Origin of the sequence: Streptomyces sp. NPDC060064 (assembly GCF_042736455.1) — a bacterium.
Lineage (GTDB): Bacteria > Actinomycetota > Actinomycetes > Streptomycetales > Streptomycetaceae > Streptomyces.
The window spans coordinates 1-12,891 of record NZ_JBHWWF010000068.1 but is presented as its reverse complement, the minus strand read 5'-3'; the positions used below and the strand labels follow the sequence as shown (position 1 = coordinate 12,891).

Below are 12,891 nucleotides of genomic sequence, written 5' to 3'. Positions count from 1 at the left end.
GTTCGCGGCGCGAAGCCGCCGCACCGGGGGTGTCGAGGCGTCAGCCCCCAACGTCCTCCCGCTCGGAGGGACCCTCTGCCTGCGGCCGCGGCACGAAGCTGCCGCAAGCGGGTGTGGGGGCTCCAGCCCCCAACGCCCGTCCCCTGCAGGCAAGCCGCGCCTGCGCTCTGCGGCGCGAAGCTGCCGCTCCGGGGTGGGGGGGCGTCAGCTCCCTCAACAGGGGGCCTGGGGGCGCCGCCCCCAGTTTCGGGAAGGGGCGGGGTGGGGGAAATCCCCCGCTCACGCAGACGTGCCCTCGGGCCGCCCCCGCATCGCCTCGAGCTCCTCGTTCGGGATCGCGCCGCCGAAGCGGCGGTCGCGCTGCGCGTACTCCAGGCAGGCACGCCACAGATCGCGGCGGTCGAAGTCCGGCCACAGCACGTCCTGGAACACCATCTCGGCGTAACTGCTCTGCCAGATCAGGTAATTGGAGGTGCGCTGCTCGCCGCTCGGGCGCAGGAACAGGTCCACGTCCGGCATGTCCGGGTAGTACAGGTACTTGGCGAAGGTCTTCTCGTTGACCTTGGACGGGTCCAGCCTGCCCGCCGCCACATCGCGCGCGATGGCCTGCGCCGCGTCCGCAACCTCCGCGCGGCCGCCGTAGTTGACGCAGAAGTACAGCGTCATCTTGTCGTTGTCCTTGGTCTGCTCCTGGGCGACCTGGAGCTCCTGGACGACCGACTTCCACATCTTCGGCATCCGGCCGACCCAGCGGATACGGATGCCGAGTTCGTCCATCTCGTCGCGGCGGCGCCGGATGACGTCCCGGTTGAAGTTCATCAGGAAGCGCACCTCGTCGGGCGAGCGCTTCCAGTTCTCGGTGGAGAAGGCGTACAGGGAGAGGTTCTTGACGCCCATCTCGATGCAGCCCTTGAGTACGTCGAGGACGACGCCCTCGCCGACCTTGTGCCCTTCGGTCCGCGGCAGCCCGCGCTCCTTGGCCCAGCGGCCGTTGCCGTCCATGACGCACGCCACATGGTTCGGCACCAGCTCGCCCGGGATCTTCGGCGGGCGCGCGCCGGAGGGGTGCGGCTCGGGGACCTTGTACTCGCGGCGGGACCGGCCCAGGATTCCGCGTCGTGCCATGCGGTTCACATCTCCTATTTCTCTACTTCGACGTACCTCAGCGAGCGCAGGCCGCGCTCCAGGTGCCAGTGCAGATAGGCGGACACGAGCCCGCTGCCCTCCCGGACGTGGCGCGCCTCGCACGCGTCCGCCGTCGGCCAGTCACCGGTCAGCAGCGCGCTGAGCAGCCCGATGGCCTCCGCAGAGGGTACGACGCTGCCGGGCACCCGGCAGTCGCCGCATATGACGCCGCCGGCGGCGACGGAGAAGAACCGGTTCGGCCCGTGCAGGCCGCATTTCGCGCAGTCGTCGAAGCTGGGTGCGTAGCCGTTGACGGCGAGGGAGCGCAGCAGGAACGCGTCGAGGACGAGATTCGGGGCGTGCTCGCCGCGGGCGAGGGTGCGCAGGGCGCCGACGAGGAGGAGGTACTGCTGGACGGCGGGCTCGCCCTCGTGGTCGGTGAACCGTTCGGCGGTCTCCAGCATGGCGGTGCCGGCGGTGTAGCGGGCGTAGTCGGTGACGATGGCGCCGCCGTACGGAGCGATGGTCTCGCTCTGGGTGCAGAGCGGGAGCCCGCGGCCGACGAGTTCGCTGCCGCGCGCGAAGAACTGCACATCGACGTGCGAGAAGGGCTCGAGCCGGGCACCGAACTTGGACTTGGTGCGCCGGACGCCACGGGCGACGGCACGGACGCGGCCGTGACTGCGGGTGAGCAGCGTGATGATGCGGTCGGCCTCGCCCAGTTTCTGGGTGCGGAGGACGACGCCGTCGTCACGGAACAGGCTCATGCGGTCATTGTCCCGTACGGAGCGCCGCCCACCGCCATCGGATGGTCAATCCTCCACACGCTCCTCAAGGCGTACGGTCACCGAGTCTCCGGCCTCCTTGCCGATCGCCTTGCGTACGTCGGCCTTGACCGGCAGCTTGTGCGTGCCGTCGCCCAGAGCCATGAAGGAGCTCCGGAACGGGTGACCGTCAATCGTGCCCCGGACCTTGACCAGGCCCCGGGTGCCGAAGTACTCGACCGACTCGGGCCACACCAGATAGGTCCAGCCGCCCTTCGCAGGGCTCTTCTGCAGCGTTGCGCTGAATTGTTTGTCCATGCAGATATGACGGCGCGAGGCGGCCGGACTCATCGCACCCCTCCGGATGCCTGGCGGAGCAGGTCCGGTCGGGTTTCGCGATGAACCATTCCATAGAAGAATTGGACGGACACCTCTGACGTGCAGGCCACGCCACCATTGCAGCGATCGGGGCCAGCGTGTCGTCCAGCGATACCAGGTCGAGTACGCACCCCTTCGGCATTACGAGCGCTGAAGGTGCGGCGGAGCGTGACGACGTACTGACTGCTGCCGTCCTCAAAGCCGTCGAGGTGACCGGGGCCCATGCGGGGAGTGTGTTCCTGATCTCGCGCAACCGTCACACGCTGGTACTCGCCGCAACGGCCGGGATGCCGCCTTCCCTGCTCGGCGGCTGGCGGCGTATTCCTGTGAACAGTCCCATCCCCGTGGCGGAGGCGTTCCGCTCCAGGCGGACGGTCCATCTGGTCGACGCCGATGAGACCATGCGGCGATTTCCTCAGCTCGCAGTGGCATTGCCCTACCCTTTCGGCTCCGCCTCCGTACCGGTCACGGCGGGGCAGGAGACCTTTGGGTCCATGGCTGTGGTGTGGGCAGCCAGGGCCGACGGGAAAGGGCTGTCCAAGTCGCAGCGACGGCAGTTGCGCACCGCGGCCGGCCGCCTCGGCGTATCGCTCGCCGAGCTGACCGCGCGCGGCGCCGACGTCGGGTGCGACATGGAGACCGTTCCGGTGGAGGTCCCGGTACCTTCCGCCTCGGCGGTACGGGTAGGCCTGTTCGACTGGAACCTCGACACCGGAGCCCTCGAAGCCGATGCCACGTTGTGTGCGATCTTCGGCCTCGCCCCGGACGAGTACGACGGACGAGCGGCCACGCTGGCGGCCCAGGTGCACCTCGCGGACCGTCCCGGTTTCCGGGCTGCCGCCCGTACTGCGGTCGAGGAGGGCCGCGTCCTCGCCCAGGACATGCGCGTGCCGGAGAAGGGCGGCGGTCACCGCACCATCGGGCTGTGGGGCCGGGTACCCGAGACCGCCGCCGGCCGGGAGGCGCGGCCCCATCTGGTGGGCGGGGTCCTTGACCTCGGGGCCGGTATGGCCGCCGTCGCGGCGATCGAACGTCTCACGGACGGCTTCTTCTCGCTCGACCGAGAGGGTCGGGTGACCTACGCCAACCACACTCTGATGCGGTTGCTGCGCGTACGCAGGCAGGATCTGGTGGGCCGACGCCCCTGGGACGTCCTGCCGTGGCTGGCCGATCCCGCCTACGAAGACCGTTTCCGGGCCGCCAGGGTCTCCCAGCAGCCCGTCTCCTTCCTGGCCCAATCCCCCGACCAGTGGCTTGTGTTCTCGCTCCGCCCGGATGCGCAGGGCATGACCGGCTGGGCAGCGCCGGCCGGACAGCCGGTCCCGGCCGGGGCCGAGCCCGGAGCACCCCCCGCGGAGCCAGGAGGGGCCGCCCCGTCCTCGTCGCGGCCCGCCCCGACGCGCCTGGGCGCCATCTATCGCGTCCTTCAGATGAGCAGCGCCCTGACCGAGGCGGTCACCGCGCGTGAAGTGTGCGATGTCGTCGCCGACCAGCTCCTGCCCGCCGTCGGCGGTCATCGACTGGCGATATACGTGGTGCACGAGCGGCATTTGAGTCTGCTGTCGCAGCGTGGCTACCGCGAGAGCTTTCTCGAGCGGTTCGAGGGCAGGTCGCTGCATCACGGCCACGGACCCCTGACCGTGGCGCTGACCTCCGGGGCCCCGCTGTTCATCGAATCGCGGGAAGAGTTCCTGCGGGCCTATCCCGGGCTCCAGGCCGAGTCCAGCTCCATTGTGTTCCTGCCCCTGATCGCCTCCAGCCGCCCCGTGGGTGCCTGCATGCTCGGCTTCGACGAGGCCCATCGGTTCTCCACCGAGGAACGAAGCCTCCTCACCGCGCTGAGCGGGCTGATCGCCCAGGCACTGGAACGTGCCAGGCTCTACGACGCCGAATTCACCCTCGCCCGGGGCCTGCAGAACGCGCTGCTTCCGCACCGGCTGCCCACCCTGCCGGGCATCCGCGTCGCCGGCCGGTATCTGCCCGGTACCCGCGGGATGGACATCGGCGGCGACTGGTACGACGCGATCCCCACCGAGCGGGGCGTCGTGCTGGTCGTCGGAGACGTCGAGGGCCACAACGTCGCCGCCGCAGCCACCATGGGCCAGCTGCGAAGCGCGGTACGGGCCTTCGCCTCCGCAGGCCACCGACCGAGCGATGTGATCGCCAGTACCAACCGGTTGCTCCTCGACCTCGACCCCGGGCTCCTCGCCAGCTGCTGCTACGTCCTCCTCGACCCGGGTGCGGGAGTCGCGCGCGTGGTCCGCGCGGGCCACTGCCCGCCCCTGCTGCGCGGGCCCGACGGACACACCGAGATCCTGGATCTGCCGGGCGGTCCGCTACTCGGAGTGGAGCGCGCCGCCGACTACCCGGAATCGGAGCTGAGTCTCCTGCCCGGCTCGGTTCTGGCCCTCTATACGGACGGACTGATCGAGTCACGCGAGTCCGACATCGGTGTGGGTCTGGACAGGCTGCGGACCTCGCTGGCCCATGCCGGTGTGGGTTCCCTGGAAGAACTGGCCGACACACTCCTGCGGGACGCCCGCCAGTCCGCGTACCGGATGGACGACATCGCGCTGCTCCTCACCGCGTACACCCACACCTCGCGGCCCACGCCCCCCGCCAAGTGAGCAGAAGCGGGGCACAGGACCCCCCGCGGCCCCGTCCTCGTCATCAGAGCCGCCGGTTGGACCGCCCTCGCCGAGGGTGTCCGGCGCTGGGTGGCGTCATCTCCGCGTCCTTGTTGATGGCCCGGGCCAGGATGATCCCGATGAAGATCAGCCCGACGCCGAACCAGGACGCCGCGGCGTCGAAGATCAGGGAGACGACGCCCACCGGGATGATCAGGCCCGCCAGCGGGATCAGCAGGTTGCGCACCGGCGGCGGGGGCTCACCGGTGCCCTTCCGGCTGCGGACGACCTGTGGGTACCACTCGGTGAAGCTCAGCGCGGTGACGATCGCCGCGATCTGGATGATCCACGCGGTCCAGAGGTTGTCCGCGTTGTGCAGGACAAGGTCGCCGAAGCCGCCCGCGACCGCCGCCACGAGGAAGGCCGCGCCCCAGACGCCGGTGATCACATAGTTGATACGGAGGAACTCCCGCGACTTCCAGTACTCCGGGCTGACCCGTTCCCGTCCGTACTGCACCGTGAAGGGCACCCGTACGGCCATGGAGCCGAACGCGATGACCACCAGCGCGAGGTTGGAGATCTCGCCCGCATACGTCTCCAGCCATGCGTGGGTTCCCGGCGAGGAGGCGGCTCCGACGGCGGCCAGTACGGCGAAGAAGACGACGTCCGACACCTCGAGGATCTTGAGCGAGGTGCCGCGGCAGAGCATCCGCGCCGCGATGAGGAGCGCCACCGACACCGCGAGGGCGAGGCCCACCGCCAGTTCGAAGCGGCCCGGTCCGACCAGGACCGAGAAGATGATCCACGGGGACATCCCGACGATCGGGCTCTCGAGCGCGGCGGCGAGACGGCCGCCGGGTGCCGTGCCTGCGACAGCTTTCATTGCGGGGGCCCCTTCGCCCGGGCAGATCCTCCTGGTTAACAGCGTGCAGCCAGATCCCCCGCCGCGCTACAGGGGGCCCTGCGGGCGGCCCGCGAGCGGGAGGTTAGGGTTTCCTTACCCCGCCCCTCCCGGGTGCCGGGTCATAGATCAGGCTTATGGGTTCATAGGTACAGGGCGGGTACCGCGGTGGGAGCGCCGTTGCCAGGGTGGCGTAGGAGAGTCGGCTCGCTCCGCACGCGCCGGGCCGTCTCACTCACCGGGTCACGCCCAGTGGACCTCGTTCGAAGGGAACATTCATGCCCCGCCCTCTGCGGATCGCGATCGTCGGTGCCGGCCCCGCCGGGATTTACGCCGCCGACGCACTGCTGAAGTCCGAGGCCGCCATCGAGCCCGGCGTCTCCATCGACCTCTTCGAGCGGATGCCCGCGCCGTTCGGCCTGATCCGGTACGGCGTCGCGCCCGACCACCCGCGGATCAAGGGCATCGTCACCGCCCTGCACCAGGTCCTGGACAAGCCGCAGATACGTCTCTTCGGAAATGTCGACTACCCGAGCGACATCGGCCTGGACGATCTGCGCGAGTTCTACGACGCGGTGATCTTCTCCACCGGCGCGGACGCGGACCGGGCCCTGGACATCCCCGGCATCGAACTGGACGGTTCGTACGGAGCCGCCGACTTCGTGTCCTGGTACGACGGCCACCCGGACGTGCCGCGCACCTGGCCGCTGGACGCGGAGAAGGTGGCCGTGCTCGGCGTCGGCAATGTCGCCCTGGATGTGGCCCGTATCCTCGCGAAGACCGCGGACGAGCTGCTGCCGACCGAGATCCCGCCGAATGTGTACGAAGGCCTGGCCGCCAACAAGGCCCTCGAGGTGCATGTGTTCGGGCGGCGCGGCCCCGCGCAGGCCAAGTTCAGCCCGATGGAGCTGCGCGAGCTCGACCACTCCCCGAACATCGAGGTCATCGTCAACCCCGAGGACATCGACTACGACGAGGGCAGCATCGCCACCCGCCGGGCCAACAAGCAGGCGGACATGGTCGCGAAGACGCTGGAGAACTGGGCGATCCGGGATGCCGGCGACCGGCCCCACAAGCTGTTCCTGCACTTCTTCGAGTCCCCGACCGAAGTCGTCGGCGAGGACGGCCGCGTGGTCGGGCTGCGTACGGAGCGCACCCAGCTGGACGGCACCGGCAATGTCACCGGCACGGGCGAGATGCACACCTGGGACGTGCAGTCGGTCTACCGGGCGGTGGGCTATCTCTCCGACGAACTGCCCAAGCTCCCCTTCGATTTCCTCACCGGCACGGTCCCGCACGAGGGCGGCCGGGTCATCGAGGGCGGCGAGCACATGCAGTCGACATACGTCACGGGCTGGATCAAGCGCGGCCCGGTCGGCCTGATCGGCCACACCAAGGGCGACGCCAACGAGACGGTCGCCAACCTGCTGGACGACCACGGCAATGGCCGCCTGCACACGCCCGTCGCGCCCGGCGAGGACGCGGTCGTCAACTTCCTTGAGGGCAGGGGCGTTCGCTACACGACGTGGGAGGGCTGGCACCGCCTGGACGAGGCGGAGCGCGCGCTGGGTGCGGCGGAAGGCCGCGAGCGTGTGAAGATCGTCGACCGCGAGGGCATGCTGCGGGCGAGCGAGGCGTAGGCCACTGGGGCTCCGCCCCGGACCCCGCGCCTCAATCGCCGGCGGGGCTGGATTTTCCGGCCCGTTGTCGGGTCGGCCCCGAGCCCCGCACCTCAATCGCCGGCGGGGCTGGATTTTCCGCCGGACGGGCAGAACCTTCAAGCCCGTCCGGCGATTGAGGACAACGCCCGAAGGGCGTACGGGGCCCCCGGTCACCGACTACGCGTCGCCCGGGACCACCAGCCCCGACTCGTACGCCACGATCACCAGTTGGGCGCGGTCCCGGGCCCCCAACTTGCCCATGATCCGGCTGACATGGGTCTTCGCGGTGAGCGGGCTCAGGCCGAGCCTCTCGGCGATCTCGGTGTTGTTCAGGCCCCGGGCCACCAGCGCGAGGACCTGGCGTTCGCGCTCGGAGAGGCCGTCCGGGCCGCCGGTGGTGGGCGGATCGGACGGGGCGCGCAGCACGCGGGCGATCAGCCTGGACGTGGGGCCCGGGGAGAGCAGGGACTCCCCCGCCGCCACCGTCCTGATCGCGGCGAGGAGATCGGCCGGTTTGGTGTCCTTCACCAGGAAGCCGGACGCGCCGGCGCGCAGCGCCTCGACGATGTGCTCGTCGGTGTCGTACGTGGTGAGCACCAGGACCTTGACCCCGGCGAGGTCGTCGTCGGCGGCGATCAGGCGGGTCGCTTCGATGCCGTCGAGTTCGGGCATGCGGATGTCCATGACGACGAGGTCGGCGCGTTCGGTGCGGGCGAGTTCGACGGCCTCGGCGCCGGTGCCCGCCTGGCCGACGACCTCCATGTCGCGGGCGGACTCGACGAGCATCGCGAAGGCCGCGCGTACGAGCCTCTGGTCGTCGGCGAGCAGTACCCGAATGACGCTCATGCCAGGGCCTCCGATTGCTGGAGCGGCAGGGCCGCCGCGACCTCGAACCCGCCGCCGTCGCGCGGGCCGGCTGCCAGTGTCCCCCCGACGCTGCGGGCGCGCTCACGCATCCCGACGATGCCGTAGCCGGAGCCTTCGGTGGCGCCGGGGGCGGTGCCGTCGTCGGTGACGGTGACACGGAGGTGGCCGTCGGCGGCCGCGACCGCGACGCGGATGCGGACGCCGGGGCCGCCGTGGCGTACGGCATTGGTCAGCGACTCCTGCACGATGCGGTACGCGGCGGCCTCGACGGCGGGCGCGATGCGCGTCCGGCCCGTACGCACCTCCAGGTCCGCCCTTGCCGCCCGTACGAGACCGGGCAGCGCGGACAGATCGGGCAGAGGGCCGGCGGCGTCCGGGCCGTCCGAGCCGTCCGCCCTCAACACCTCCAGGGTGGTGCGGAGTTCACCGCGCGCCGTGCGGCAGGTGTCGGTGATGTCGTCGAGGGCCTTGGCGATGGCGGCGCGGTCGAGCCGGTCGGGATCGACGGTCAGGACATGGGAGGCGACGGACGTCTGCACGCCGATGAGCGTGATGGAGTGGGCGAGGAGATCGTGCAGATCGCGGGCGATGCGCAGGCGTTCCTCGGCGACGCGGCGGGCGGCCTCCTCCTCGCGCGTGCGCTCGGCGCGTTCGGCGCGGCCGACGACGGAGGCGATGTAGCGGCGGTAGGTGCGCACGTCCACTCCGAAGATGAGCACGGCGAGGATCCAGCCGGAGGTGCGCAGTGTCTCCAGGCCCTGGTGGGAGTCGACTTGGAACATCACGGTCACCGCGGCGCCGATGACGCCGATGCCGATGAGGAGGGTGTGCAGGGGGCGGGCGGTGGCGGCGACGGTGTAGAGGGCGAGCAGCGAGCCGGGGACGGGCGCGATGTGGGCGTTGTCGGCGGCGTGGTACGGAATGATGCACACGAGTACGGCGAGCAGGACGGCCATGGGCCGGCTGCGCCGCCGGGCGAGGGCCACAACGCTGCCGGCCAGGAGCACCCACCCGAGAACGTCGGGCCGGCGCCCTGACTGGACGGTGAGCGCGAGCACGAGCGCGAGCACGCCCACGGCGGCTGCGAGGACGGCGTCGTTGCGCGCGCGGTGCGGCGAGGTGAGGGGATCCCGGCTCACGGCGGTGAGGACGCGCTCCCCGAGCCGGGGGCGGACGGCTGTCTGTGGCTGCTGCACGGGCCCATCCTCCGGTAGACGTGATGGGGCTCCGCCCCGGCCCCCGCGCCTCAATCGCCGGCGGGGCTGGAATTTCCGCCGGACGGGCAGAACATTCAAGCCCGTCCGGCGATTGAGGACACGCGGCCGAAGGTCGCGTGCGGGGTCCGGGGCGGAGCCCCCACCGCGGGCGACCGCGCCTCGGCCGCACTCACCGCTCAGGCCCGGGCCGCCGGTTCTCGGGGGCGTGAGGCGTCCGGCGTCGCAAGGGCGAGGCGTCGGCGCGACAGCCGGCCCGGCCACCAGACCGCCCGGCCCAGTAGCAGGCTCGCCGACGTCACCAAGTACGTGCGGACCAGGAACGTGTCCAGCAGGACGCCGACCGCGACCACGAAGCCCATCTCGACCATCGCCACCAGCGGCAGGTTCATCAGCACCGAGAACGTCGCCGCCAGCACGATGCCCGCCGAGGCGATGACGCCGCCCGTCGTACGCAGCGCCGTCAGTGCCGCGGCCGCCGGTTCCGCGCCGGAGAGGGACTCCTCACGCATCCGGTGCATCAGAAAGATGCCGTAGTCGACACCGAGCGCCACCAGGAACACGAAGGACAGCAGTGGCAGCCCGGGGTCGACGCCCGAGAAGCCGAAGACCGGTCCGAAGACCAGCCCGCCCAGGCCCGTGGCCGCGCCCCACACCGCGACCACCGCGACCACGAGGATCAGCGGCGCGACGATGCTGCGCAGCAGGGCGATGAGGATCAGCAGGACCGCGGCGAGGACCAGAGGAATGACGATCAGCCGGTCCCGCGCGTTGGTGTCGTCCAGGTCGAGTTGCTGGGCGCTCGGACCGCCGACGTACGAACCGTCCAGGCCCGCGCGCAGCGCCTTGATCGTCGCGGTCTCGCCGGCCGTCTCCGGTGCGTCCGTCGCGAAGACGGCGAGCTCGGTCCAGCCGTCCGCGCCGCGCCCCCGTGTCACGGCGGCCACGCCCTCCGTCGTACGGGCCTTCGCCAGCGCCTCGTCCGCGCCGGACGTGGGTGCGATCACGCTGATCGGCTGGCTGCTGCGGTCCGGATACGCGTCCGCCAGCGTCCGCATCGCGGACACCGACTCGGGTCGGTCGGTGAAGCTGTCCTCCTGCTTGAGCGTGCCCGGCAGACCGAACGCGCCGAGTGCCAGCGCCCCGAGCAGCACCGCCCCCGAGGCAAGCACGGCGACCGGCCTGCGCCCCGCCGAGCTGCCCATCGCGGCGAAGAGCGAGCGGCCCTGCTTCGGCTCGCTCCCGTACACCGGCACCAGCGGCCAGAACACCCGGCGGCCGAGCAGCACAAGTACCGCCGGAAGCAGGGTCAGCATCGCCGCCAGCGCACACACCACGCCCACCGCGCCGACCGGACCGAGCCCGCGCGCGCTGTTGAGGTCGGCGGCCAGCAGGCACAGCAGCCCGGCGGCGACGGTCCCGGACGAGGCGAGGACGGCGGGCCCGCAGCCGCGCAGAGCGGCGCGCATCGCGTCGTACGGCTGCGGGGCGCGGCGCAGTTCCTCGCGGTACCGGGCGACGAGCAGCAGCGCGTAGTCGGTGCCCGCGCCGAAGACGAGGACGGTCATGATCCCGGCGCTCTGGCTGGTGACCGTGAGGTCGAAGCCCTGGACGAGGCCGTAGATCACGGCCCTGGTGGTGAGCGCGGCGACGCCGACGACGAGCAGCGGGACCAGCCACAGGAACGGGCTGCGGTAGGTGAGGATCAGCAGGACCGCGACGACGAGCACGGTCGCGATCATCAGCGTGCCGTCGATGGAGTCGAAGACCTTGGCCATGTCGGTCTGCAGGGCACTGGGCCCGCCGACGTCCACGCTCAGCCCGTCGGCGCCGCCCACGGCCTCCCGTACGTCTTCGACGAAGGCGGTACGCGCCTCCTCGTCGTCACCGGGCCCGGTGGTCGACACCGGGAACATCAGCGTCGTGCCGTCCTTGGACGGGACGCCGACGGGCCGCTGCCCGCCGGTGAGTTGATGGGTGGAGGCGATCTCGGCGACCTGCCGGTCCGCCGTGGCACGGTCGGCGGCCGTCAGCCCGCCGTCCCGGTGGTACACGAGGACGAGCTCGGTGGATTCGCCGCCGGGCAGCTTCTGCTGGATCTTCGCGACCTGGGTGGAGTCCGCGTCCGCCGGCAGATAGTCCACGACGTTGTCGCGCTGTACGTCGCCGAGCTTGCCCGCGAACGGGCCGGCGAGCGCGATGACGGCGATCCAGAACGCCAGCACCGCCCACGGCACGGCACGACGACGTCTGTTCACGGGCCCCATGGATGTCTCCCCTTCGTCACTGGCGTCCGGTGTCGGACTCCGTGACCAGACTCCCGCCGGGAAGTGCGCGAATCCTCGCGCGGGCGGGCGAGATGGGGGCTACTGCGCAGGGTGGCCTCGGCCCGGCTTTACTCCTGCGGGAGTACGGGCCAGGAGTACGGGCCAGGAGTACGGGCCGGAAGTATCAGCCGGGCGCAGGGGCCGGGCCCACGAATCAGGCGAACTAGAAAGGCGTCCGCGCCGCCGCCAGCAGCCGAGCCGTGTCGTCCGAGCGCAGTTGCAGCGCCGCGCCGACCGTCGTCAGCACCTCGCGCTCCGCCGGGCTGTACGGACCGTCCGCGAGGGCGATTCTCGCGCCCTGCAGCAGGATCGACTCCCGGCCCGCCGGAGCCAGATGCGGCGCGAGCGGCTCCAGCGCCTCATGCAGCTCGATGGCGAGCGCGGCTCCGTACGGCCCGCTGTCGGTGACGAAACGGCCGGTGTCCGCGGCGAGCGCCTCGATCAGGGCCGTCAGCTGGTCTTCCGTGCAGTCGTCGAGGCCGGCCGCGCGGACCGTGGCGACCGCGGTCTCCCGGACCGGACGGGAGGAGGTGCCGCCGGAGGCGAGGACGGCGAGCGCGACGGTGTGCACGGCATCCCGCAGCATCGCGGAGAAACGGCTGGTGGTGGGGTGGTCGAGGGCGTCCATGCCGAAGTGGCTGTGGCAGGCCGCGCATTCGACGACCGGACCGGCCGCGCCGCGCGGCAGCAGCGGCACACCGAGGAAGGTGAAGCGCCGGCGACCGGTGCGGCGGCGGTAGTTGCGGTCGCCTCCGCAGTCGGAGCAGAAGAACTCTCCGTCGCCGACAGTGTTCCAAGAGGTATGAACGCCGCAGACCAGCATTTTTCGGCCGATTGGTCCTCGGGCTGGCTGCACGTCGCACCTCCGTAATGCTCCGGCAACATTGCCGCGTTGACGTGATGTTAGCCACATCTGTGATGCCACGTCAGCACCCGGGAGGCAGTCCGCCAGGACATGGCCGATTCCTCGCCCTGCGGTCCCGCCCCGAAGACGGCGTGACCGCGCCCCCGGCCGCTCCCGAGGGAG

The 12,891-nt window shown here is 71.1% G+C and carries 10 protein-coding genes; 2 read left to right on the top strand and 8 right to left on the bottom strand.

Annotation, left to right across the window (positions count from 1 at the left end; translation table 11 throughout):
• Window positions 1-279: 279 nt before the first annotated feature.
• From ACFWDI_RS39225 to ACFWDI_RS39215, 3 genes are read right to left on the bottom strand one after another with little or no spacing between them, the layout of a single operon-like run.
• Window positions 280-1,125, bottom strand: a complete 846-nt coding sequence (locus ACFWDI_RS39225; protein ID WP_327323507.1) for an isoprenyl transferase — start codon at window positions 1,123-1,125, stop codon at window positions 280-282.
• Window positions 1,126-1,139: 14 nt separating this feature from the next.
• Window positions 1,140-1,892, bottom strand: a complete 753-nt coding sequence (gene recO, locus ACFWDI_RS39220) for a DNA repair protein RecO (protein ID WP_327323508.1) — start codon at window positions 1,890-1,892, stop codon at window positions 1,140-1,142.
• A gap of 45 nt (window positions 1,893-1,937) precedes the next feature.
• Window positions 1,938-2,207, bottom strand: coding sequence for a DUF1905 domain-containing protein (locus ACFWDI_RS39215; protein WP_362680816.1), 270 nt, complete (start codon window positions 2,205-2,207; stop codon window positions 1,938-1,940).
• A 158-nt stretch (window positions 2,208-2,365) separates the two neighbouring features.
• On the opposite strand from ACFWDI_RS39215, the gene ACFWDI_RS39210 reads away from it, so the two are divergent.
• Window positions 2,366-4,894, top strand: coding sequence for a SpoIIE family protein phosphatase (locus ACFWDI_RS39210; protein ID WP_385311684.1), 2,529 nt, complete (start codon window positions 2,366-2,368; stop codon window positions 4,892-4,894).
• 43 nt (window positions 4,895-4,937) lie between these two features.
• On the opposite strand, the gene ACFWDI_RS39205 is transcribed toward ACFWDI_RS39210, so the two are convergent.
• Window positions 4,938-5,777 (bottom strand): hypothetical protein, encoded by an 840-nt coding sequence (locus ACFWDI_RS39205; protein ID WP_385311683.1) that lies wholly within the window; start codon window positions 5,775-5,777, stop codon window positions 4,938-4,940.
• A 296-nt stretch (window positions 5,778-6,073) separates the two neighbouring features.
• On the opposite strand from ACFWDI_RS39205, the gene ACFWDI_RS39200 reads away from it, so the two are divergent.
• The gene (locus ACFWDI_RS39200) at window positions 6,074-7,435 is read left to right on the top strand and encodes an FAD-dependent oxidoreductase (protein WP_385311681.1); all 1,362 of its coding nucleotides are present in this window, start codon (window positions 6,074-6,076) and stop codon (window positions 7,433-7,435) included.
• A 198-nt stretch (window positions 7,436-7,633) separates the two neighbouring features.
• On the opposite strand, the gene ACFWDI_RS39195 is transcribed toward ACFWDI_RS39200, so the two are convergent.
• The 4 genes from ACFWDI_RS39195 to ACFWDI_RS39180 form a co-directional block, all read right to left on the bottom strand.
• Window positions 7,634-8,302 carry a response regulator transcription factor gene (locus tag ACFWDI_RS39195; protein ID WP_327323513.1) on the bottom strand — a complete coding sequence of 223 codons (669 nt, stop codon included), beginning with the start codon at window positions 8,300-8,302 and terminating at the stop codon, window positions 7,634-7,636.
• Window positions 8,299-9,519, bottom strand: a complete 1,221-nt coding sequence (locus ACFWDI_RS39190) for a sensor histidine kinase (RefSeq protein WP_385311679.1) — start codon at window positions 9,517-9,519, stop codon at window positions 8,299-8,301. The genes ACFWDI_RS39195 and ACFWDI_RS39190 overlap by 4 nt, the downstream gene beginning before the upstream one ends.
• Window positions 9,520-9,716: 197 nt before the next feature.
• Window positions 9,717-11,804, bottom strand: coding sequence for an MMPL family transporter (locus ACFWDI_RS39185; RefSeq protein ID WP_385311678.1), 2,088 nt, complete (start codon window positions 11,802-11,804; stop codon window positions 9,717-9,719).
• A gap of 223 nt (window positions 11,805-12,027) precedes the next feature.
• Window positions 12,028-12,687, bottom strand: a complete 660-nt coding sequence (locus ACFWDI_RS39180; RefSeq protein ID WP_385311676.1) for a TerB family tellurite resistance protein — start codon at window positions 12,685-12,687, stop codon at window positions 12,028-12,030.
• Window positions 12,688-12,891 lie beyond the last annotated feature (204 nt).